General features: G+C 71.3%; 15 protein-coding genes. 1 reads left to right on the top strand and 14 read right to left on the bottom strand.

Annotated features, from left to right (window positions below; genetic code table 11):
• Positions 1 to 57: 57 nt before the first annotated feature.
• The 11 genes from ACWGI6_RS27645 to ACWGI6_RS27695 form a co-directional block, all read right to left on the bottom strand.
• Positions 58 to 1242: a permease gene (locus ACWGI6_RS27645; protein ID WP_453270025.1), complete on the bottom strand. Its 1185-nt coding sequence runs from the start codon at positions 1240 to 1242 to the stop codon at positions 58 to 60.
• 58 nt (positions 1243 to 1300) lie between these two features.
• On the bottom strand, positions 1301 to 2602 hold the full coding sequence (locus tag ACWGI6_RS27650) for a sugar ABC transporter permease (protein ID WP_453270026.1): 1302 nt from the start codon (positions 2600 to 2602) through the stop codon (positions 1301 to 1303).
• Positions 2584 to 3393, bottom strand: a complete 810-nt coding sequence (locus ACWGI6_RS27655) for an ATP-binding cassette domain-containing protein (protein ID WP_453270027.1) — start codon at positions 3391 to 3393, stop codon at positions 2584 to 2586. The genes ACWGI6_RS27650 and ACWGI6_RS27655 overlap by 19 nt, the downstream gene beginning before the upstream one ends.
• Before the next feature lie 11 nt (positions 3394 to 3404).
• Positions 3405 to 4505: a sugar ABC transporter substrate-binding protein gene (locus ACWGI6_RS27660; protein ID WP_453270028.1), complete on the bottom strand. Its 1101-nt coding sequence runs from the start codon at positions 4503 to 4505 to the stop codon at positions 3405 to 3407.
• Position 4506: 1 nt separating this feature from the next.
• Positions 4507 to 6912 (bottom strand): SpoIIE family protein phosphatase, encoded by a 2406-nt coding sequence (locus ACWGI6_RS27665; protein ID WP_453270067.1) that lies wholly within the window; start codon positions 6910 to 6912, stop codon positions 4507 to 4509.
• Positions 6913 to 7252: 340 nt separating this feature from the next.
• Positions 7253 to 8917 (bottom strand): FAD-dependent oxidoreductase, encoded by a 1665-nt coding sequence (locus ACWGI6_RS27670; protein ID WP_453270029.1) that lies wholly within the window; start codon positions 8915 to 8917, stop codon positions 7253 to 7255.
• A gap of 166 nt (positions 8918 to 9083) precedes the next feature.
• The gene (locus ACWGI6_RS27675) at positions 9084 to 10112 is read right to left on the bottom strand and encodes a zinc-dependent alcohol dehydrogenase family protein (protein WP_453270030.1); all 1029 of its coding nucleotides are present in this window, start codon (positions 10110 to 10112) and stop codon (positions 9084 to 9086) included.
• An 85-nt stretch (positions 10113 to 10197) separates the two neighbouring features.
• Positions 10198 to 10524, bottom strand: coding sequence for a hypothetical protein (locus ACWGI6_RS27680; RefSeq protein ID WP_453270031.1), 327 nt, complete (start codon positions 10522 to 10524; stop codon positions 10198 to 10200).
• 104 nt (positions 10525 to 10628) lie between these two features.
• Complete coding sequence (locus ACWGI6_RS27685) at positions 10629 to 11066, bottom strand: hypothetical protein (RefSeq protein ID WP_453270032.1); 438 nt, start codon at positions 11064 to 11066, stop codon at positions 10629 to 10631.
• 171 nt (positions 11067 to 11237) lie between these two features.
• Complete coding sequence (locus ACWGI6_RS27690) at positions 11238 to 12227, bottom strand: hypothetical protein (protein ID WP_453270033.1); 990 nt, start codon at positions 12225 to 12227, stop codon at positions 11238 to 11240.
• 158 nt (positions 12228 to 12385) lie between these two features.
• Positions 12386 to 13849 carry an amino acid permease gene (locus ACWGI6_RS27695; protein WP_453270034.1) on the bottom strand — a complete coding sequence of 488 codons (1464 nt, stop codon included), beginning with the start codon at positions 13847 to 13849 and terminating at the stop codon, positions 12386 to 12388.
• Between the two features lie 721 nt (positions 13850 to 14570).
• Here ACWGI6_RS27695 and ACWGI6_RS27700 point away from each other — a divergent pair.
• Positions 14571 to 15998: an NAD-binding protein gene (locus ACWGI6_RS27700; protein WP_453270035.1), complete on the top strand. Its 1428-nt coding sequence runs from the start codon at positions 14571 to 14573 to the stop codon at positions 15996 to 15998.
• A 48-nt stretch (positions 15999 to 16046) separates the two neighbouring features.
• On the opposite strand, the gene ACWGI6_RS27705 is transcribed toward ACWGI6_RS27700, so the two are convergent.
• The 3 genes from ACWGI6_RS27705 to ACWGI6_RS27715 form a co-directional block, all read right to left on the bottom strand.
• The gene (locus tag ACWGI6_RS27705; RefSeq protein WP_453270036.1) at positions 16047 to 18524 is read right to left on the bottom strand and encodes a SpoIIE family protein phosphatase; all 2478 of its coding nucleotides are present in this window, start codon (positions 18522 to 18524) and stop codon (positions 16047 to 16049) included.
• Positions 18525 to 18700: 176 nt separating this feature from the next.
• Positions 18701 to 20332 carry a PucR family transcriptional regulator gene (locus tag ACWGI6_RS27710; protein ID WP_453270037.1) on the bottom strand — a complete coding sequence of 544 codons (1632 nt, stop codon included), beginning with the start codon at positions 20330 to 20332 and terminating at the stop codon, positions 18701 to 18703.
• Between the two features lie 737 nt (positions 20333 to 21069).
• Positions 21070 to 22227: an acyltransferase family protein gene (locus ACWGI6_RS27715; RefSeq protein WP_453270038.1), complete on the bottom strand. Its 1158-nt coding sequence runs from the start codon at positions 22225 to 22227 to the stop codon at positions 21070 to 21072.
• Positions 22228 to 22563 lie beyond the last annotated feature (336 nt).

The raw sequence follows: 22563 nt of genomic DNA on the forward strand, positions 1-22563 counted from the left end.
GCCCCTGGGCCGTGTCTTTGGGTTCAGCGTGGTCCCGCGACGCCGGGCACGGCCCGGTCAGTGGGTGCCGTGCCCGGTGCCGCCGGGCACGGTGCGCGTCCCCGGGCTGTCGGGCGGAGTGCCGCCCATCGTGCGGAGCATGGCCCGGCCCCCGGTGCGCAGGAAACGGTGGACCAGCGCGGCGGCGAGGAGGAGGAAGGCGATGTTGAGCCAGGTGGTGTAGTTCCAGGAGACCCCGGACATGGGGATCCGTGCGTCGGCCTGACGGGGGATCAGCCCCAGTCCGCCGAAGACGAATTCGACCGCATAGCCCGCGACGACGACGGCCGCGTAGAACGTGACCAGCAGGAACAGGGCCATCCTGGCTCCGTAGTACTTCCGGTAGATGTTCAGGATCGGCAGGATCAGCAGATCGGCGAAGATGAAGGCGACCACCCCGCCGAAGCTGATCCCGCCCTTCCACAGGACCACCGCCAGCGGCACATTGCCGATGGAGCAGACGAACGAGGCGATCGCCACCAGCGGTCCGATCAGCGGCCCCCACAGCTTCGCCGCCAGCGGGTGCCCGTCGAAGAAGAAGGCGCGCCAGAAGCTGTCGGGGACCCAGGCGGCGATGGCTCCGGCGATCAGCAGGCCGAGCACCAGATCCTTGATGATCGCGGCCCATTCCATGACGAAGACGTGCGAGGCCGCGGTGTAGCCCTCGGTGGAGAACAGCCGCCGCGCGAAGGACCCCTCGCGGCGTACGGACATGTCCATCGCGGCATGCCCCTCCATGGAGCCGGCCAGACCCCGATCGGCCTGCTCACGGGCCTCCCGCAGCAGCTTGTCACGCAGGCAGAGGCGGAACAGTACGGCCAGGACGACGATCATGACCGGTCCGCCGACGAACTCGGCGGCCGTGAACTGCCACCCCATCAACAGGGCCAGAATGACGCCGAGTTCGACCACCAGATTCGTGGAGGCGATCTCGAACGCCATGGCGGCCGTGAAGTCCGCACCCTTGCGGAACAGCGACCGGGCCAGCGCGACCGCGGCGTACGAGCAGGAGGAGGACGCGGCGCCCAGCGCGGCGGCCAGCGACAGGGTGCGGGGACGGTCGTCGCCGAGCAGGCTGACCACGGTGGATTTGCGCACCACGGCCTGGACGACCGCGGACAGCGCAAAGCCCAGGATCAGCGCCCAGGTGATCTCCCAGGTCATGGATCCGGCGATGGACAGTGCGTGCAGGATCGGGTGCATCGGCTGAGGTGTTCCTTGGCGTACCGCGGCCCAAACGCCCGCTTGCCCGGCAGCGCGTTCAGAGCCGCCCGTGCGCCTTCTGCGCCCGTCTCGACAGCGAGTCGATGACCACGGCGATGAGCAGCACACCGCCCGTGATCATGAACTGCACGGCGGTCCGGATGCCCATGAGGGCCACCCCCGACGCGATCGACTGGATGACCAGGACACCGAGCAGGGCCGACCAGGTCCGGCCCCGCCCGCCGAACAGGCTGGTGCCACCGATGACCGCGGCGGCGATGGCATCCATCAGCAGCAGGCCCGCCCCCGACGTCTGACTGGCCGAGGTGACGCGCGAGGCCAGGAACAGACCGCCGATCGCGGCCATCGTCCCGGAGACCATGAAGACCGAGATGCGGACCAGGTCGACATTGAGGCCGGTGCGGCGGGAGGCCTCGACGCTGCCGCCGATCGCGAAGATCATGCGTCCGTAGCGTGTGCGACGCAGCACGTAGTCGAGGCCGACGAGCATGACGAGGAAGATCAACAGGGCCAGCGGGAGTCCCAGGAAGAGGTTGAGCACGGTGGCCGCGGCCATGGCGATCACTGCCAGCACGCCCGTGCGCAGGAGGATCTCGCTCAGCGGCCGGGTGGGCACGCCGGCGGCCCTGCGCCGCCGCGCGTCATGGTACGAGGCGAGGAAGTAGCCGGCGGTGCCGAGCGCCGCCAGGCCGTACGCGGCGGCCACATTGTTGAAGTAGTAGCTGGTCAGCATCGCGAGCAGGCCCTTGTCGTCGATGTTGATGGTGCCGTTGGCGCCCAGGATGTAGAGCATCAGGCCGTTCCAGCCCAGCAGGCCCGCAAGGGTGACCACGAACGCCGGTACCCCGACCTTGGCGAAGAAGAACCCCTGAACGGCTCCGATCACCGTGCCGCCGAGCACCGCGACCAGCAGCGCGAGCCCCTCCGGCACGCCGTGGCTCACGCTCAGCACCGCGAAGGCGGCCGCCGCCAGGCCGCTCACCGAGCCGACCGAGAGGTCGATCTCGCCGAGCAGCAGAACGAAGACGACGCCAATCGCGATCATGCCGGTGCCGACGATGTCCACGGCCAGATTGGACAGGTTGCGCGGCGAGAGGAAGTTCTCGTTGAGGCTCTCGAAGATGACCCACACCACGACCAGGCCGAGGGCGACCGGAACCGAGCCGAGCTCGCCGCTGTGGAACCTCCGCCGGAGCATGTCGAGGGGGTTCTGCGCCCCGAAATCGGGCGCGAGACGGCGCCGGTCGGCAGCGGTCACCGCCCCACCGGCGCCGCCCTCCCCACCGGACGGTTTGTGCTTCCTGAGCGCCCAGGCCCGGCTCACGACTGCGCCTCCCATCCCGGCGCCTTACGGCGTGTCACGGCGTTGTCCGTGGCCCCGGTGATCGAGGAGATGATCTGTTCGTGAGACGTGGTCGTCACATCGAAGAACCCGTTGTTCCGGCCGAGCCGCAGTACGGCGACCCAGTCCGCGACAGCCTTGATGTCGCCCATGTTGTGGCTGATGAGGAGGACGCCGAGCCCGCGTTCGCGGAGCTGGTCGACGAGGTCGAGGACCTGGGCGGTCTGTTCGATGCCCAGGGCGGCGGTGGGCTCGTCGAGGAGCACGAGCCGGGGTTCGCCCAGGAGCGAGCGGGAGATCGCGACGGTCTGGCGCTGACCGCCGGAGAGCGAGGCGACCGGGAGCCGTACGTCGGGCATCCGGATGGCGAGCATGTCGAGCAGGTCCAGGGTGAGGCGCTCCATCTCCACCTCGTCCAGGACGCCGGTCCGGTGGATCTCGCGGCCGAGGAAGAGATTGCCGACCACGTCGAGGTTGTCGCACAGCGCGAGGTCCTGGTAGACGGTGGCGATTCCCAGGTCCTGGGCTTCGTGGGGCCGGGTGATCTGGACGGGCCGACCCTCCCACTCGACCACGCCTTCATCGGCGGAGTCGACCCCGGCGACCACCTTGATCAGCGTGGACTTGCCGGCGCCGTTGTCGCCCACGAGAGCGACGACCTGACCGGCGTGTACCTCCAGTTCGACATCCGCCAGGGCCTGGACGGCGCCGTACCGCTTGGAGATTCCGCGCAGCGCCAGCAGGGGCGGCGCCGGCACCGGTCGCCGGAGAGCTGGGCTGGAATCCATGGATACCTGCCTTACCTGGTGAGCCCCGCCTTCTGGCAGGCGGACGCGAACTTGGGGGTGCAGACCTGATCGATCGTGTACATACCGTCCTTGATCACGGTGCCCTTGATGCGGTGCACGGTCACGGAGATCGGGGTGAGCAGCACGGCCGGGATGCCACGGTTGGTGGGGCTGTTGACCGTGTGCGTCGTGATGCCGTCGAGCTTCTTGCCGCGTCCCAGCGCGACGGCCATGGCGGCGGCGGTGCCGGCCTCGGGCGCGAAGGGCTTGTAGACGGTCATGTACTGATCGCCCGTGACGATGCGTTGAATGGCGGCGAGTTCGGCGTCCTGGCCGGTGATGGGTGGCAGCGGAGAGACCTTCGCGGCCCGCAGGGCGGAGATGACGCCGGCCGCCAGCCCGTCATTGGCGGAGTAGACGCCGTCGATGTGCCCGGCGCCGAGGGCCGAGATGGCGGCGGACATGTTGGAGTTGGCGTTCTCCGGTCGCCACCCGCCGGTCTCGTAGGCCTTCCCGATCTTCACCTTGCCCTGGAGCACCTCGAGCGCGCCCTGCCGGAACCAGGCGGAGTTGGGGTCCGTTGAATCGCCGTTCATCATCACGATCTGGGCGCCGCGCGTCTTGTCGCCGAGCGCCTCGAGAAGCGCCTCGCCCTGCAGCTCGCCGACTCTCCTGCCGTTGAAGGAGACATACGCCGAGACGGGTCCCTCCACGAGGCGGTCGTAGGCGACGACCGGGATTCCTGCCGTCCGCGCGCTCTCGACCCCCGAGCGGAGCGATTTGGAATCGACGGCATCCAGGATCAGCACCCGGACCCGTTTGGTGATCATCGCGTCCATCTGCTGCTGCTGGGTGGCCACATCGTGCTCCGCACTGACGACCTCCACCGTGCATTCGGCGCACAGCTGATGGATCTTCTTCTCGATCAGCGGCTTGTCGAAGTGGTAGAGGCGCGAGGTGTTGTCCGGGAGCAGCACACCGATCTTCAGGGCACCGCCGGAGGCAGGCCCGCTCGGCTCGTGCACCCCGCCGGCCTTCCCGCAGGCGGCCGGCCCGGCCACCATGCACAGCCCGGCCAGGATCACGGCGGCTCCACGCAGACGAGTGTTCACCTCACGGGACCTCCTCACCGTTCCGTCGGCCGTCCGCGGCGGCCGCTGCCTCCGCGATGCCGAGCTGTTCGCCCGGATCCAGCGCGATCTCGCTCCACACCTGTTTGCCGCCGCTGAGCGGCACCGAGCCCCAGGACGTCGACATCGCTTCGACGAGCAGCAGCCCACGGCCGCCGGTCGACTCCCAGTCCACGCTCGTCGGCTTGACGGGTGCGCGGGGCGAAGCATCGTTCACCGCGATCCGCAGCCGGTCCGCGGCCAGGGTCAGATCCAGCCGCACCTCGCCCTGCGTATGCGCAATGGCGTTGGTGACCAGCTCGGACACCACCAGCAGTGCCACGTCCAGCTCCTCGGTCACGTTCCAGGAACGCAGCGTGCGCGCGGTGAAGCGGCGGGCGTGCATCACGGCGTCGGGGAGCCGCCACACCGCCCAGCGCACCCGGGTCGGGCGGACGCGCATCCCGTCGTAGCGCAGTACCAGCACCGCCACATCGTCGTCGCGCCGCTTCGACTCCCCGAGCAGTTCGTCGGCCAGCTGCCCGGCATCGGCCGGGTCGGCCGCGGCCAGCAGCTCGCGCACCCGGCGGATGCCGTCGTCCAGGTGGAGCGTGGCCGATTCGGCCAGGCCGTCCGTGAGCAGCACGAGCACGGTGCCGGGGGTCAGGCCCACCTCGGTCAGCGGGAACTCACCTTCCACGGCCACCCCCAGCGGAGGCCCGCCCTCGACCGACAGTTCCTCTGTCGTGCCGTCGGGGAACCGCAGCAACGGCGGCAGATGTCCGGCCCGGACGAACCAGGCGATGCCCTCCTCCATGTCCAGGTCCACATAGCAGCAGGTCGCGAACAGATCGGTCTCCATGCCGAGGAGCAGCCGGTTGGCATGGGAGAACACCACGTCGGGCGGGTGGCCCTCGATCGCGTAGGCCCGGATGGCGGTGCGCATCTGGCCCATGATCGTGGCGGCGCCGGCGCTGTGGCCCTCCACATCGCCGATGACGAGCGCGATATGGCCGTCGGACAGCGGGATGACGTCGTACCAGTCGCCGCCCACTTCGAGGCCCATCGTGGCGGGCAGATAGCGGGCGACGGCCACTCCGCCGGGCAGCGACGGCAGCTTGCGGGGCAGCAGGCTGCGCTGGAGCATCGTGGCGAGCTCATGCCCGGCGTCCAGTGCATGGGCGCGGACGAGGGCCTGGCCCACCAGACCCGCGGTCGCGGTCAGCAGGGACCGCTCCTCCGGCCCGAACGCGTGCTCCTCCTCCCATCCGACCAGGCACACCCCGACGATCCGGCCGTCGGCCGGCAGCGGCAGGACGGCGAGACCGCCGGGCCCGATGCCCGCCAGGTCGGATTCGAGAGCGGATCCCGGCGGCCACAGGGCCACATGGCCGCCCCGCAGCACGCTCTCCAGCGTGGGCATCGAATGACATGACGCATCGGGCCACTCGGTCCGCCACTCGGACCGCCAGGCGGCGGGCCAGGCATCGGGTTCCGGCGGGTCGAGGACGGACACCACGAACCGGTCGGCCTCCAGCTCGGCCACCGCCACCCGACCGGCCCCCAGCGGCATCCGCAGGGCGCCGACCACCACCTGGCTGACTTCGCGGATGGTCGTGGCGCCGGCCAGCGCGGCGGACAGCTGTTGCACGATGGAGACCTCGTCCGCGCTCGGGCGCAGATAGGAGGCGTCGGCGACCACGCCCAGCATGCGCTCCGGTGCGCCGTCGGTGTCGACCAGCACCCGGCAGCGCAGGCTCAGCCAGCGAAGCTCGCCGTTGGGCCGGCGGATACGGATCGACAGCTGCTGGCCGGGGGAGGGCAGCCGGCTCGGCTCCACGATCGACATCAGCGCGGGAACGTCGTCCGGCGCCGTGCGCGCCAGCAGCGTCTCCACCCGCCGGTCGAATTCCTCCGGAGCGATCCCGAACAGCTCCAGTACCTGGGCGTCCGCGTCGATCCGTCCGGTGCTGAGCATCAGGGTGAACGCGCCGCCCCGGAGAGTGTCCAGCCCCGGTCCCAGCAGCGAACGCCGCTCCGTCCTGGCCATGACCCGGGCCGCGACGGCTTCCAGTCCCGCGGATACCTGGTCGGCGTGCAGCTCCAGCAGATGGCGGCGGTCGGCGTCGAAGGCGTCCGGGGCCTTGTCCATGACCACCAGGCACCCCAGCCGCTTGGCCTCCCCGCCCAGCGGCAGCACGCCCAGCGAGACATCGGACGGCAGCGTCCCGGCGCCTTCCCACGGCTCCGCAGCAGGACTGCCCGGGGGACCGCTGACGCCGTACTGCGCCAGCTCCGCCGGGCTCAGCCACAGGGCGAGACCGGTGCGGAAGCACGCGGCGACCGGAGAGTTGCCGGACAGCCGGAACCTCGTCGGCAGCCCGTAGGGAGTACCGGAGCCACCGACCATCTCGGCCAGCTGAAGATCGCCGCCCCCCTCGGCGGGCACATAGACGGCGGTCAGCTCAGCCCCGGTAGACCCAAGGACCCGTGCGGTCACTGCCTGCACCGCCTCCGTACGCCGGAAGCCGTCGTCGTTGTAAGCCACGGTCGCCGCATCCGCCCTCCGGGGCCGGAGCGTCCACCCCGCCACCGCCTCACCGGATATGTCGTCATTCACGGCCTCCTCTCCATGGTGCGGCACGGGGGGAGGGAGCAGCGAGTCGGCGAGGGGGTAACGGAGTGTGTCCGGGGCGCTCCTTCACGGCAGCGGCACGGACCGGTCTCCCCGAGGGTCGCCGCGGGGCGGATCAGCTCGTGTACGGCTGGATGGACTGGGCGTGCCGGAACACGTTGCGCGGGTCCCAGTGGCTCTTGACCGCCTGCAGACGTGCGTAATTGTCGCCGTAGTACAGGCGGTGCGACGGCTGACCGGAGTGGTTCCAGTCGGGGTCGTCGAGGTCGGTGTCGGGGTAGTTGATGTAGCACCCGTCGGTCACCGGCGCCGACTGCTCGCCGGCCGGGGTGCCGGTCGGCGAGAGCACCGGCACCCCGCCGGTGTCCTGGTAGACATCGCGGTAGAACTCGCGGATCCAGCGCAGGTGCGGTGCCGCGATCGAGGGGTCGGCCTCGTCGTCGAGAGGGTCGGTGACCCCGTCGTCGTTGGAGTCCTTCTTCCAGGCCCAGTACGTCTGATATTGCAGCTTCAACACGGAACTGCGTTGGTAGACCGCGGTGTCGCCGCTTTCGGGGAGGTTCATCGCGCCGCCGTAGGAGTCGACCTGGAGCAGCGCCTGGGGGTTGTCGTAGCCCTTGCGTGACAGATGGGTGAAGATGGCCTGGAGCTGCGGTTCGGTGAAACCACGCGTCATATACGCCGACTTGTACTTGCCGCACTGGTTGTCGCCGGAGCCGTTGAGCGTCTGGGTGGCGGTGAGCCACGGCAGCCGGGTCGGCACCTCCAGGTCACCCATGGGCGCATGCTCGCCCATGCGCCGGTCCAGCGGGGTGGATTCGATGCCCAGATCCTGGGTGAGCCACCCGAGGAAGGCCTCCAGGCGTTCCACGCTGTCCGGCCTGGTGGCGTCGAGCTGAGTGATCAGGCCGATCTTGCCGTTGGCGCGGTGGTTCAGCTTCAGCAGGGTGAACATGTCGCTGTAGTCGCGGCGGAGTTCCACCGGGAGCTCCGGGGTGTTCTCGTACTCGAAGAACAGCCCGTAGTTCCGCACCAGCGACTTGAAGCGGTCGGGTTGGTCCACGAGGTCCTTCCACGGCCAGGCCACGGCATGCAGCAGGACCTGGGACGGAGGCTGCGGCAGTCCCTTGAACCAGTACCGGGTGACCACCCCGAAGTTCCCGCCGCCTCCGCCGGTATGGGCCCACCACAGATCCCGCAGTTCCTGCTCGGGCGCATCACGCCGCGCGACCACGACCTCCGCGTGCTGTCCGTCGCGGACGACCACGACCTCCACCGCGTAGAGATAGTCCACGGTCAGCCCGTGCTGACGGGACAACAGCCCGTACCCGCCGCCGGACACATGGCCGCCGGCGGCGACCGAGTAGCAGGAGCCGCCGGGCAGCGCCACACCGAAGGGCGCGTAGAGGTGGGTGGCGACATGCCAGTTGTTCGCCCCGGACTCGACGCAGTACGCGCCCATCTCCTGGTCCAGGTAGGCCCGGTCCATTTGCGCGAGGTCGAGGATCACCCCCACGTCGTTGCCGCAGACGAAGTTCTCGTAGCAGTGTCCGCCCGACCGGACCGTGATCCGCCGGTGGAGATCCTCGTCGGAACGGTGGCTCGCCAGATACTTGTTGAGCGCCGCGACGACCTCGCCCGTCGAGCTGACCACCGACACGTAGTCGGGTGCCGCGATGAAGCGCTGGTTGAACCCTCTCCGAAGGGCCTCGTAGCGGGCGTCCCCTTGGCCCACTTCGGTCCCGTAGGCGGCTCCGGTCGTCACCTGCTGGACGGCCATCTGGTCTCCCCTTGTCGAAACGGTGGCGCGGTGTAGTCAATTGACTACTATCCGTGACGACGGCAAGGGGTGCGAGTACCTGAAAGGAGTCATCCGGTGCATCGGAGTTGACGTTCCGCACTCCCTGTTCACGGTGTGACGGGTTTCGCGGCAGCCGTGGCGCCGGTCAGTCAGGTGTCAGCACGGCGGCCCCCTGAACCCGGTCGGCGGCCAGGTCGGCGAGGGCCTGCGGGGCACGGCTCAACGGGTAGGGGCTGACGGTGACCCGTATGCCGATCCTCGCCGCGGTCGCCAGGAACTCGCGGCCGTCCTGCCGGGTGTTGGCGGTGACGCTGCGCAGATTCCGCTCGTGGAAGAGGTGACGCTGATAGGTGAGCGGCGGGATGTCGGTGAGATGGATACCGGCCACGGCGAGCGTGCCCGAACGGTCGAGTGCCTCCAGCGCCACCGGCACCAGTTCGCCCACCGGCGCGAAGAGGATCGCCGAGTCCAGGGGTTCGGGAGGGCGGTCGTAGGCGTCGCCGGCTGAGGAGGCGCCCAGATCGAGGGCGAGTTCACGGGCCCGCGGCGAACGGGTCAGCACATGGACCGTCGCGCCTTCGGCCAGGGCGACCTGCGCGGCCAGATGTGCCGAGGCGCCGAAACCGTAGATCCCGAGCCTGCCGCCGGCGGGCAGGGCACTGCGGCGCAATGCGCGGTACCCGATGATCCCGGCGCAGAGCAGCGGCGCCAGCCGTGTGGCGTCCTCGTCGTCCGGGAGCGGGTAGGCGTAGTCCGCGGGGACGAGCGCGGCATCGGCGAAGCCGCCGTCGGCGTCCCAGCCGGTGTATTGGGATCCCGGACAGAGGTTCTCGTGGCCCGCACGGCAGTACCGGCAGACACCACAGGTATGGCGCAGCCAGGCCCCGCCGGCCCGGTCGCCGGTACGGAACGCCGTCACCGCCTCGCCGGTGGCGACCACCCGGCCGACGATCTCATGACCCGGGACGGTCGACGGGCGGTGCGGGGGCAGGTCGCCCTCCGCCAGATGCAGATCCGTACGGCACACACCGCAGGCCTCCACCCTGAGCGACAGGTCCTGGGGGCCCGGCTCGGGAGCCGGCCGGTGGACGAAGGCCAGCGGCCCTGAGGCAATCGGGCCAGGGCGCCGGACGACCCAGCCGGACACCGTGTCCGGGCCTGCAACGGGGGCCATGTCCCCAGGATGGCGCCCACCGGGGAGACGGACAAACGGTGCGCGGCCCGGGGCCCGTCGACGCTCCGAGCGCTCGCCGTGCGCGTCACTCCGGCGGGCGCTGACCGCCCGCACCCGGGCCGTGCGCCGGAGTGCGTCCGCCCTGGCCGAAGAGCGTCGTCAGCCTGTGAACCATCCTGGCGAGCAGGCCCCTCCGGGCGGGCGACGGGGATGGGGACGAGGGCGGGGACGGCGACGGGGACGAGGGCGGCGTCGCGGTGACGGCGGTCGGCTGCTCGGCCGGCGTTGGCGCCGGCCTGCCTGGCTGCTGCGTCGCGGACTGGTCGGCGGGGGTGGGTGCGGGTACCCGCTTGGTGCGTACGGCCTCGGCGCGCACGAGCGCGCCCAGAGCGGCAAAGACATCGAGGGGCATGCCAAATCTCCTGCGGTGGAAGTCCCGAGAGCTGATGACGGCAGACCGCGATCGCCCCATGGCCCCGTTGCGGGCTGGGGTGAGTGCAATGCGGCCGGGTCGGCTCAGCAGCGCAGGACGGTCACGCGGGGTGGTGATGCGGGGGCGGCGGCCGTGATGGCGGCCCCGGAAGCGGCGTTCTTCGACGCGGTGAGGGTCTGTTCGTCGGGGGAGTCCCCGAGGGCCTTGCCGCCGGACCCGGTGGGGCCCTGATGGCGCAGATGACAGGCCGACGCGTCACCCAGGCGACGGACGCCGCTGCCCGGGTGCTTGCCGCCGCCGGTGAACGCCGGCACCGGCCCCGCCAGGACGCAGGGGCGGGCCGCCGGGCCCGACACGGCGGGAGCATGGGCGGGGGGAGGGCAGCCGCGGGCATCGGGGGCCGGCCCGTGGGAGCAGCCGGTGGTGAGTGCGGCGTGCAGTAAGGCCAGCAGCGCGACGAACATCAGCACGCGCCGGCCGCCAGTCGCCGCGGAGCGGCCTGTGCCGACGCTGTCGCGCATGCGAATCTCCCAACCTTCTTCGGGGAGGGAATCCCCGGGAAGCGGGTGGGACACTCGCGATACGCCGCAAGAGGCTACAAAACCACTCGATCCGGCTATGTCATCGCACGCTCGGGCCTCGCACACACGCCCTTCAGCGGCGCGGCCGCTCCCGGTCGGTGCGGCCCCGGCTCAACGCCGCCAGGACGTGGCACGCCCCGCGGAACCGCTGTCGGGGTCACCGCTCGCATAGCGGCCGTGGAAGTGCGAGAAGCGCTCCAACGGGTCGCCGTCCAAGTTCCACGGCCAGACCGTGGCGACCCCGCCGGTGGCGCGCAGTGCGGTCCCGGCCTCGGCCGTCCGGCCGGCTTTGACCAGTGCGTAGGCGAGCAGATTGAGATCGGCCAGGGCCGTCGCGTGCCGGAGGAACCCCGGGCTCGGCCAGTAGTGCGCGGCATGGTCCAGTGCGCGGGCGGCATCGGGGCGCCGCCAGATCTCTCCGGCGCCGAGGGCCGTCATCCCGCCGCCGGCGACCGCTCGCTGGTGGCTGATGATGAGCGCGGTGAGCTCCAGACCGGCGGCGGGGGCGTCGGGCGGCATCAGGGAGCGGACCCCGTCGAGCAGATCCAGCACGAGGGCGCTGGAGCCGCACTCGTCCGGCGAGAGATAGCCCAGAGCTTGCAGATGCGCCTCGCGGTTCCAGGGGTCGCGGGCCTTGATCTCGCGCCAGATCGCTGCCAACTCCGTGGAAGGGCGACGCTCGACGCGGAGAGTGGCCAGGTGCAGGGCCCACGGCGTGGGGTCGGCGGGCAGCAGCTCGGCGGCGAGCCGGCAGGTCTCGCGGGTGGCGTGCAGGTCGACGGCGTCCTGCTGCCGGGCCTGGACCAGGTCCGACCAGGCGTGGAGCAGCAGTGCGCCGTGGTTGTTCGGGCTGTGCTGCCGCCAGATGCCGGGCAGTGACCGGCCCGCGGCCACGGCGAGCACCCCCAGGCGGTGGGCCTTGCGGTCCCAGTCCTGCCCGGCGTCGTCGATCACATCCGCCATGACGGCCATGACGGCGGTGTCCAGAGAACCGCGGGACCAGCACGTCTCGACGCGCCGCCGGACCCGCCCCAGGGTGACGTCATCGAGCTCGGGGACGAGACGGGGGAGGCTGCCTTTGCGGCGTCTGAACGCGGGCATGTGTTTCGGCGGCCTTCCGGTGGTGGGCTCGTAGGCGGAGGTGAAGCAGGGGTCGAGTAGCAGGCTAGTGGCGCCGGTATGCCGTACGGCCAGCGGGTGCCCGGGCACACCGCTGACCGTACGGCACAGCGTTCGGTGGCCGTCCGGCCACCCTTCGGCTAGCGGGAGGTGACGGCCGCCTTCTCGGCGGTACCGAGGCCGAGCCGGTCGCGGACCAGGGAAACCCCGACCACCAGCACGGCGAGGAGCACCGACAGCAGCACCTGGATCCGGCCGCCGCCGTCACTGTCGTCGGTGAGCATGTAGACCAGCACGAACGAGATCATCGCGATCGTCGCCCAGGTCAGGTACGGGAACAGCCACATCCGGACGACCAGCTTGTCCGGGTTCTCGCGCAGGATGATCCCGCGCATCCGCAGCTGCGAGAAGCAGATGACCAGCCAGACGAAGAGCGCGACCGCGCCCGAGGAGTTCAGCAGGAACTGGAAGACCGTGTCCGGCCACAGGTAGTTGAAGCCGACCGCGATGAAGCCGAAGAGGACGGAGGCCAGGATCGCGGCCTGCGGGACGCCCCGCGAGTTCGTCCGGGCGAAGGCCTTCGGTGCGTCGCCGCGCTGGCCGAGCGAGAAGGCCATCCGGGAGGCGGTGTAGAGGCCGGAGTTGAGACAGGAGAGCACGGCGGTCAGCACGATGACGTTCATGATCTGGCCGGCGTGCGGGATGCCGATCGAGCCGAGGGCCGCGACGTAGGAGCCCTTCTTGGCGATCGAGGGGTCGTTCCACGGCAGGAGGGAGACGACGACCAGGATCGAGCCGAGGTAGAAGATGCCGACTCGCCAGATGACGCTCTTGGTGGCCTTGGTGACCGCGCGCTGCGGGTCCTCGGACTCACCGGCGGCCAGGGTGACGATCTCGCTGCCCATGAAGGAGAAGACGACCATCAGGACGCCGGTGAGGATCGCGCTGGGCCCGTGCGGAAGGAAGCCGCCGTGGGAGGTGAGGTTGCTGAAGCCGGTGGCCGCGTTGTGGGAGCCGGGCAGCACGCCGAAGATCGCCAGGCCGCCGAGGACGATGAAGGCCGCGATGGCGACGACCTTGATGCCCGCGAACCAGAACTCGAACTCACCGAACGAGGCGACCGAGGCGAGGTTGGTGGCGGTGAGGACGACCATCACGATCAGCGCCCAGGCCCACTGCGGGACGGCCGGGACCCAGCTGGTGAGGATCGCCGCGCCGGCGGTCGCCTCCACGGCGAGCACCACGACCCAGAAGAACCAGTACAGCCAGCCGATCGAGAAACCGGCCCAGCGGCCGAGCGCCCGGTCCGCGTAGGCGGAGAACGAGCCGGAGGTCGGGTTGGCGGCCGCCATCTCACCGAGCATCCGCATCACGAAGACGACCAGCGCGCCCACCAGGGCGTACGACAGCAGGATGCCGGGGCCGGCCGCGGCGATGCCGGAGGCGGAGCCGACGAAGAGCCCGGCGCCGATGACCCCACCCACGGCGATCATGGACAGATGGCGGTTCTTGAGGCCCGACTGCAGCCCTGACTGCGCCGGAGACTGACCGTTCCCGGGCGGGGCGGGCGGAGCGGCCACGGGGCTGGGGGGAGTTGAAGTCATCTCGACATCCATTGAGGGTTGGAGGGGTCATGCACGTGGTGACTGCTGGGATCGCCTCGGTGGCTGGACGCACGGAAGGGCCGGGTGCTGGCAGGCGGCGATCATGGCCCTGACGAAGTGCGAAGGCACGACGAGCGGGTCGTGGCCTTCGGATGCCCTGCGCGGGTGGGGGAGCGCTGATCGCACCTCCGCGCTGTAGGCCCGCTCTCCTTGTGGGAGGTGAGCCGCATCACGTCCGGATTGGGATTTGCGTAAGCGTATGTGGCGGTGCGCGGCGGCGTATTTGTGAGAGAGGACAAAGTCCCCCCTGAGAGCTGTACGTCAGGCCAATGCAGATTGGCGGAAAACGGGCTCGCGCTCCGGGGACGTGACGTGACCGGAGGGCGTCGGTCGCGCTCCCCACCTGCTGCGGCAGGCATCGGGACGGCCGCTGGTGCGGGCGGACAACGTCATCGGCGAACCCTTGGTGAGCGGGACAGATGCCTCGGGCCGTGTGCGCCCTAGCGTGAGTTCGGCCCTTCCTACGGCCGACGAGCAAGGGGACTCCATGGCCACCCTTCCCTCCGCCCGACAGACCCGTACCGCCTCGACCCACGCCCCGCCCGCCACACCATCAGTGGTGGGCGACGGCAGCCGGTCGCGGAACGTAACGCCAGGTGAATCACGTGACCACGCTCCGGCGGGGGACCCACTGGAGCGTGGGGCGGGACCGGAGCGCCCGGTGGACGGGGCCGCAGAGCCCGGTAAGGATCCGGCCACGGGGCCGGTGAGCCAGGACGCCGGGATCGTGGTGATCGGGGCGACCACGCTGGCGCGCCGGGTCTGTGCCTCCCTCGGGGAGAGCGGACACCCGGTCGACCATCTTGCCGCACCGGACGACCAGGACCTCCGCCAGGCGCTCGCCGCACGGCCGGCCGGTGTGGCCGTTCTCGTGGGCGACGATCTGTCCGCACTGCGCTATGCGCTCGCGGTACGCCACGTCTGCGACACCGTCCGGATCGTCGTCACCGTATTCGACCGCACCGTGGCGCAGCAGCTCCGCCTGCTGCTGCGCCACTGTGTGCCGGTCTCGCCCGCCGACCTCCTGGCGCCGACGCTGGCCGGCCTGTGTGTGGACCCCGACGCCCTGGCCGTATGGGACGACGGGAACGGTGCGGTGGCGGTCCGGCGGCCCGAGGAGCGGCTGGTGGAGGCCCCCTGGCGGCCGAGTACGGGGGCCCGGCGGCGCGCGCTGCTCGGGCGGCTGCGGGGGCAGTTGCAGCCCCATGACGCGGACGCCCGCCTGCTGCTCATCGGGCTGCTGGGCATCGTCGCCGTACTGGCCCTGGACTGGATGTGGCTGGTCGCCGTGTTCCACCAGCCGGTCAGCACCGCCTTCCTGGAAGCCGCCCGGGTCGTCGCCGGGGTGGGGCCTGCCGCGCCGCACCCCGGCCATCCCGTGTACGAGGTGGTCTCCGCGGTGGCGATGCTGGTGACGGTGGGGTTCACCGCGCTGCTGACCGCGGGCATCGTCGACCGGCTGTTCGGCCCCCGGCTGGTCGGGGTCCTGGGGCCGCGGGTACTGCCCCGTGCCGGTCACGTCATCGTGGTGGGGCTGGGGCAGGTGGGGCTGCGGCTGTGCCAGACCCTGCGTCAGCTGGGGGTGCCCGTCATCGGTGTCGAGCGCGAGCCCACCGCCCCGAATCTGCGCCTGGCACGGTCGATGGGGATACCCGTGGTGCTGGCGCACGGCGAGGACCGTGCGGTGCTCGCGCGGCTCGGGCTGGGGCGGGCACGGGCGCTCGCCGCCGTCGGCTCCCATGAACTGGACAACATCGCTGTCGCGGTCGCCGCCCACGGTGTGGCACCGGACATCCGGGTGGTGCTGCGGGCCGGTGAGGACGAGGCGATCGCCGAGACCCGCTCGCTGCTTCCCCTCGGGCTGACCCGCGACATCATCAGGACCAGCGCGGCCTATGTGACCGCCCATCTCACGGCCTGCCCGTCCGGCGCCTCGCCTCGACGCGTCGTGGCCGATGCCGACTGCGACTATGTCGACCTGCCGGGACGCGGTCTCGTCGGCCGCCCCGTCGCGGCCGGGGACGACTGTGGCCATGTGCCCGGCGGGGGCGAACCGGACCCCGCCCGCAGCGTGCTCGGGGTGGGGTGAGGCGCGGCGTCCCGACGGCGCCCCGCCCGGCCCTCCGGCGATCCGGGGTCAGTCCGCCTCGACGGGGGATCCGGTCTCGGACGGCATGCTCTGCTCGGCCCAGATGATCTTGCCGGTCGGTGTGTAGCGGGTGCCCCATCGCCGGGTGAGCTGCGCGACGATGAACAGCCCGCGCCCGCCCTCGTCGGTGGTCCGGGCGTGGCGCAGCCGCGGCGAGGTGCTACTGGTGTCGGAGACCTCGCAGATCAGGGCGTCCTGCCGGATCAGGCGCAGAGTGATCGGTCCGGTGCCGTGGCGGATGGCGTTGGTGACCAGCTCGCTGACGATCAGCTCCGTGGTGAACAGCAGGTCGTCCATGTCCCACTCGGCCAGCTGCCGGCCGACGAGGGCACGGGCGCTGCCGACCACGGCCGGGTCCGTGGGCAGGTCCCAGGAGGCGACCTGGTGCGCGTCCAGGGCGTGGGTCCGGGCGAGGAGCAGCGCGGCGTCGTCGGACGGCGGCCCCTTCAGCAGCGCCTTGACCACATTCCCGCCGATGTCCTTCAGCGTCTGCCCGGGGACCGCGAGGGTGTTGCTCAGCCGGGACAGCCCGACGCCGATGTCCCGGTCGCGGGTCTCGATCAGGCCGTTGGTGTAGAGCGCGATCAGACTACCCTCGGCCAGTTCCAGTTCGACGGACTCGAAGGGCAGCGTCCCGAGGCCGAGCGGCGGTCCGGCAGGCAGGTCCGGGCAGTCCACGGCGCCGTCGGGGCCGACGATCAGCGGCGGCAGATGACTGGCGCGCGCCATGCTGCACCGCCTGCTGACCGGGTCGTACACGGCGTACAGACAGGTGGCCCCCATGAACGTCGAGGCCACGCTCGGGTTGCCGGCGTCCGCGGCCGGGTCGGTGCTGTGCGTCTTCACCAGGCCGATGACCAGGTCGTCCAGCCGGGCCAGCAGTTCATCGGGCGGCAGATCCAGGTTGGCGAGCGTGCGGACGGCGGTACGCAGCCGCCCCATCGTGGCCGCGGCGTTGATGCCGTGCCCGACCACGTCCCCCACGACCAGGGCGACCCGCGCCCCGGACAGCGGAATCACATCGAACCAGTCGCCGCCCACCCCGCTCGGTGCGTCCGCGGGGAAGTACCACGACGCCACCTCCAGGGCGGATCCGCCGGTCAGCTCGTGCGGCAGCAGGTTCTGCTGCATCACCCGGGCCGCGGTGCGCTCGCGGGTGAAACGGCGCGCATTGTCGACGCACACCGCGGCCCGGGCCACCAGCTCCTCGGCGAGCTGGACGTCGTCCGCCACGAAGGGCCCCAGACGGCGGGAGCGGAAGAACGTCGCCGCGCCCAGGGTGATGCCCCGGGCCTGTACCGGTGCCACCATCACCGAGCGGAAGCCGAAGGCGCGGATCACGGCCGACCGGACCGGGTCCTCGGTCACCCAGGAGCTGGTGGCGAAGTCCAGGACCGGCTCCACGAGGGACTCGCCCTTGAGCAGACAGCGGGCGATGGGCGACGACGGGGACCGCTGGACGGCTTCCCCCACGGCCAGACCGGCTTCCGGGCAGCCCTCGTGGACCGACTGCTGACCGGAGCGGCGCAGGGTGGGGGTGCCGTCGACCGGCCCGGGAACCGGCTCGGCGCCCCGCAGGACCGAATCCAGCAGGTCGACGGCGACGAAGTCGGCGAGGGCCGGCACGGCGACATCGGCCAGCTCCTGTGCGGTCCGGGTGACATCCAGCGTGCTGCCGATCCGCACGCTGGCGTCGTTCAGCAGGGCCAGGCGTTCCTGGGCCCGCCAGCGTTCGGTGACGTCGATGACCATGTACCAGAGGCCGATGCGCCGGCCCTGGGGGTCCTCCAGTCCGAAGAAGGACGCCGAGTAGGCACGCTCCTGGTTGGGGTCCGCGTAGGTGGGGCTGCGGAACTCATAGTCCATCACCGGTGCCCCGGTCTCCAGGACCCGCCGCATCCGCTCCTCGAACGCCTCGGCCTCCAGCTTCGGCAGCACCTCCGCCACCCGTTTCCCCAGCCGCCGGTCTAGGGGGATCAGGCGCTCCAGCACCTCGTTCACCCAGACGTACCGCAGACCGGTGTCCAGCACCGCCATGCCGACCGGTGCGTGCGCCAGGAACGGTTCGAGCATCAGCTGGTTCACGCCGCCGCCCGGCACCCGCCACTCCTCCAGGGCGAGGACGGACCACCGCTCGTGGCCTGCGCTGTCGAGAAGGGGTGTGACCTGCACCGCCAGCTGCAGATCCCGGCCGTCCCGGTGGCGCGCCGCCACCGATCCGCCCCAGCCGTCCCCCGATCGGCACCACTGGGCCACGGCGGTCACCCGCGCCTCGTCGCCGGGTATCGCCAGCAGCTCCGCGGCGGGACGGCGCAGGATCTCCTCGGCCGGATAGCCGAGCAGCCGCTCCGCCGCCCGGGTCCACGCGACGACCTGCCCCTGTCCGTCCAGTTCGGCCGTGGCTGCCTTCGCCATGTCCCATGCGCGGTCCGACCCGCCCGGCACGGCATTCTCCGATGTCATCATCGCCAGCCCGTCAGCTCAATGGAGCAATATCGCCCAGTTTAGGAGAATCACGGACCAATCGGCGGTTTGTGCGGTCCGGGCGACAGGGCGCCGGTTTTGCGGGGAGACGGCGAGGACGCAGCGGGCCCCCGGCCGACCAGGACGGCCGGCCGCGGCGCCGGGAGCCGTGCTCCGGTTCATGGTGCGGACGGCAGCCGCAGCTGGAGCATCGCCAGCAGCCGCTGATCCGGACGGCCGAGGTCGAGACCGGTCAACTCCTCGGCCCGGCGGATCCGGTAGCGCAGCGTGTTGGGGTGCACATGCAGCTCGGTGGCGGCGGCCCGTACGTCACCGAAGGCGTTCAGATAGGCCAGGACGGACTCGGCCAACTGCCCCTGGCTCCGGCTGTCGTGAGTGACCAGGGCGGTCAGCCGGGGGTCGCGCATCTCGGGGTGTGCGGAGAGCAGGGTCAGCACCTCGCTGACCAGCACCTCCGCCTGGATGTCCGGCAGCGCGGCGACCGTGGTGGCGACGCCGGCGCTCACCATGGCGTCGAGGATCCGGTCCGCCTCCCGCCGTGACTCGGGAACCTCCCCGAGCCCCGGCACGATGCAGCCGACCGAACCGCGCAACGACAGGCCCAGATGCCGGCGGGCGGCCTCGGTGATCGCCTGCCCCCAGCCGCGCAGCGTGCCGGTGTCGATGCTGCGCGGCAGCTGCGGCAGCAGCACGTATATCCGCGCATCGACCTGGGTGACCAGGGCGCTGCGGTGCCGGGCGGCGGTGTGCACCGAGATCAGGTTGCTGACCTCGGAGCGGGCCAGCTCCGGCGGAGTGGCCTCGGCGGTCCCGTACGAGAAGCCCAGGACGGCGGCCGGGCGGGCCGGGTCCAGCGCCAGGTGGCTGGCCAGCGGCTGGGGGCCGGTGCTGCCCTCCAGCAGTCCGGCCGCCAGCGTACGGGTCAGCGTCAGATCCGCCGACAACTCCCGGCGGCGGCGCACGAGGTGGAGCGCGGCGACCCGCGCCGCGCCCAGCAGCGCCTGGTCCGAGTGCTCGCTCAGCGGCGCCGAGCCCTCCTGCACCCAGATGGTGCCCAGCTGCCGTTCCCCGGACCGGATGGCCACCGCGAGCCGCCGGCGGATGCCCAGCTCGGGGTGGCTGTCGATACAGATCACCTCGTCGGAGGCGCGCAGCCGCTGGAACACGCCCCACTTCCGCAGCCGCGCCAGATACGCCTCCGGGCCCTGCCAGCCCAGGATGGACAGCCGCCGCAGATCGTCGACCTCGTCGGAGTCGGTGGAGCGGGAGTAGGCCAGTACGCGGTTGGCGGTGTCCTCGATGCTGACGATGCCGCCGGTGAGGACGGCGGTGGTCTGGGCGAGCGAGAAGAGGTCGCCTTCCTCGGGCCCCTCGCCGGGGCGCCCCTGCGGCACACTCTCCAGCGCCGCGCGGGCCAGCGCGTCCACCTGCTCCCAGCGCGCCTCTCCCCGTACGGACAGCAGCGCGATGCCCGCCTCGACGGCGGTCGCACTGAGCGCAGCGGCCTGTGCGGGGGTGTCCAGCTTGACCGCGACGGCGGCGGCGCCGTCGCGCCCGCCTGCTCGCAGCGCGGGGAATGCGGCGCGGCCGCGTGCGCCTATGGCGAGCACCAGCTCACCGGGGTGGGCGATCGGCGGATCCTCGGGGTCCAGCAGCGCGACGCTACGGATTTCGACGTCCAGCCCGGCGGGCGCGGCCTGCAGCTCCACCAGGGGCTCGCCCAGCGACATCAGCAGCTGGCGGAGGCTGATACCGGTCGGGGGTGGCGATGCCGCCGCAGGCGGTTCCATGGCCGGCGCCTCTGCTGGGTCCGGGTGGCCTGGGCTCCTGGGGCTGCTGGCCATCTCGCAGGCACTTCCGATCACGTCACGTCGAGCATCGATCGGCTCAAAGGTGAGCCACCACCGCACGTATGAGCCAACAGTACTGATGCTATCCGGCGGGGCGATCGGGGCCGTGGTGGAGGCGGCCCCGTGCCCACTGTCTACGGCGTGTAGACGGTGGCTCCCGGCTTCGACGGCGGTGCAGGGACCGCGCCGTCACGCAGACTCCGCCACCGCTGCGGGAGCACCCCCACGGTCGGCACCGCGCGCACCGCGGCACCGCACGCCGTGCACTTCCCCGGCGTACGACCCTTCAGTGACCACCGCTTCCTGCCGACACGGCGGAGGCAGCGCCTGCTTTCGCGCTCGTCAGGCACCTCACCCGCACCGAGCGGGACGTGGAGACGGCCGGGGAGGGCCGGTCCGCAGGAGGGGGCGGTGGGGCCGGCGGCGGCCGGTGTGCCGCCGGCCGCCGCGTCCACGGTCACCGGAGCCCCGGCCACCGCCACGGCGGGTGTGCCGGGGCCGCCATCCGGCAGGCCGGCAGCCGGAGTTCGGTGGGCGTGCGGGGCACCGGCCCTCCCTGCACGGACAGTTCACGTCGTACCGGGTCCGGCCGCAGCGCACCGGCACCTTCGACGAGGAGCGAGCCACTGCCCGTGCGGGGAGCGGTCAGCGCCGTTCGGTCCGCCCCTCCTCCCTCGTCATGGCGTACGGTCCCGCGGCGCAGAGAGCGCGGGTTCCGCTCGGAAGGCCCACCGCATCTTCGGCTCCATGGCAAAGCGCAGGGCGCGTTGGACCGGTGGTGTGCACAGCAGCGTCACGATCGCCCCGGCGAGGAGCGTGATGGCGATGGCGCCCCACGGGGTGTGGATCCAGTCGGCGTCGTACCAGTCCCACCAGCGGGATGCCTTGGCGAGGAAGCCGTGCAGCAGGTAGCCGTAGAGCGTGCCCGCGCCCAGTACGGTGCACCAGGTCCGGCGGCCGGGCACCCAGGCCAGGAAGCAGGCCGTGAGGACCATTGAGCAGCCGAACATGGCCAGTTGCATCAGGATGCCGCACCACCACGGCACACCCAGCTTCTGTGCGCTGTCGGTGTGGTAGAACCACGCGTCGTTCATGCGCGGCACGGCCCAGTACGCGAAGGCCAGCGCGGTCACGAGGACGGGCACCGCGGCAATGCGCGCCGCCCAGCAGCGCACGAGGCTGAAGTGCTCCGCCTTCAGACACATGCCGAGGACGAAGAACGGCAGGAATTGCAGGACCCGTTGCAGGTCCAGGCCGCTGCCGAGGTCCGGCGAGACGGAGGCCGACAGGGCGATCGCCAGGGCCAAGGGCACCGGCCACCGCACGATCCGCCACAGCGGGGCCGTGAGCCGCCAGAGGAACAGGGCGGCCAGGAACCAGGTGAGGAACCACGGGTCCAGCAGGTCGACCGAGAAGTCCGGCAGGTCGCCGGCCCAGTACCGGAACAGCGCGTAAGCCGTCTGGAAGAGGATGTACGGGACGACGACGCCGGTGACCAGCCGCTGCAGCCGGTCGCGGCGCATATCGAAACTGCGGGAGAAGTACCCGGATATGACGGTGAACGCGGGCATGTGGAACGCGTAGACGAAGATGTAGAGCGCGGCCGCGCTCCGGCTGCCGGCATAGAGCGGCTCCCAGGCGTGGCCCAGCGCCACCAGCACGATCGCCAGGTACTTGGCGTTGTCGAAGAATGCGTCGCGGTGCTGCTTTACCGGGGGCGGCGGTGCCGGCTCGCGCGGAGCGACGGCGGGGGAGCGGGCGGAGACGTCGAGCCGCGCGGCGGGGGCCGGCCGGCCGGTTTCCTGCAGGGCGGAGGAGCGGGGAGGAGGGGTCACGAGACGGCCTCCCAGCGGTCCGTCGGCCGCCGGGCCCTTCTTGCCGTGGTGGTGGGGGCGATCACCGTGACGATCGTGGCAAGCGACATCCTGGCTCCTCATAGGGGCTGGTGCGGGACGGGTGAAGGACCCTACAGGCGCCGGGCGGTGCTCCTGGTGTGAGCGTGCGGGAGCCGGTGGCCCACAATGCTGCGTGGACCTTCGCCTCCGGTTCGCCCGCGGACCGGCGGTGAGCCTGTGCCTCGGCCATGGGACGGTTCCTCCCCTGGTCGTCTACAGTGTTGTAGACCATCTGTGGCACTGTAGACGCCGGGGCGCGCGGGACGCATCCCGGCC

The sequence above is a fragment of the Streptomyces sp. NPDC054786 genome (assembly GCF_053611685.1).

Excerpts from the sequence above, each read along its gene's own strand:
- ACWGI6_RS27670 (WP_453270029.1), bottom strand. The coding sequence starts at position 8,917 with ATGGCCGTCCAGCAGGTGACGACCGGAGCCGCCTACGGGACCGAAGTG.
- ACWGI6_RS27685 (WP_453270032.1), bottom strand. The coding sequence starts at position 11,066 with ATGCGCGACAGCGTCGGCACAGGCCGCTCCGCGGCGACTGGCGGCCGG.
- ACWGI6_RS27655 (WP_453270027.1), bottom strand. The coding sequence starts at position 3,393 with ATGGATTCCAGCCCAGCTCTCCGGCGACCGGTGCCGGCGCCGCCCCTG.
- ACWGI6_RS27695 (WP_453270034.1), bottom strand. The coding sequence starts at position 13,849 with ATGACTTCAACTCCCCCCAGCCCCGTGGCCGCTCCGCCCGCCCCGCCC.
- ACWGI6_RS27690 (WP_453270033.1), bottom strand. The coding sequence starts at position 12,227 with ATGCCCGCGTTCAGACGCCGCAAAGGCAGCCTCCCCCGTCTCGTCCCC.
- ACWGI6_RS27710 (WP_453270037.1), bottom strand. The coding sequence starts at position 20,332 with ATGGAACCGCCTGCGGCGGCATCGCCACCCCCGACCGGTATCAGCCTC.
- ACWGI6_RS27645 (WP_453270025.1), bottom strand. The coding sequence starts at position 1,242 with ATGCACCCGATCCTGCACGCACTGTCCATCGCCGGATCCATGACCTGG.
- ACWGI6_RS27705 (WP_453270036.1), bottom strand. The coding sequence starts at position 18,524 with ATGATGACATCGGAGAATGCCGTGCCGGGCGGGTCGGACCGCGCATGG.
- ACWGI6_RS27665 (WP_453270067.1), bottom strand. The coding sequence starts at position 6,912 with ATGGTCGGTGGCTCCGGTACTCCCTACGGGCTGCCGACGAGGTTCCGG.
- ACWGI6_RS27675 (WP_453270030.1), bottom strand. The coding sequence starts at position 10,112 with ATGGCCCCCGTTGCAGGCCCGGACACGGTGTCCGGCTGGGTCGTCCGG.
- ACWGI6_RS27680 (WP_453270031.1), bottom strand. The coding sequence starts at position 10,524 with ATGCCCCTCGATGTCTTTGCCGCTCTGGGCGCGCTCGTGCGCGCCGAG.
- ACWGI6_RS27650 (WP_453270026.1), bottom strand. The coding sequence starts at position 2,602 with ATGGGAGGCGCAGTCGTGAGCCGGGCCTGGGCGCTCAGGAAGCACAAA.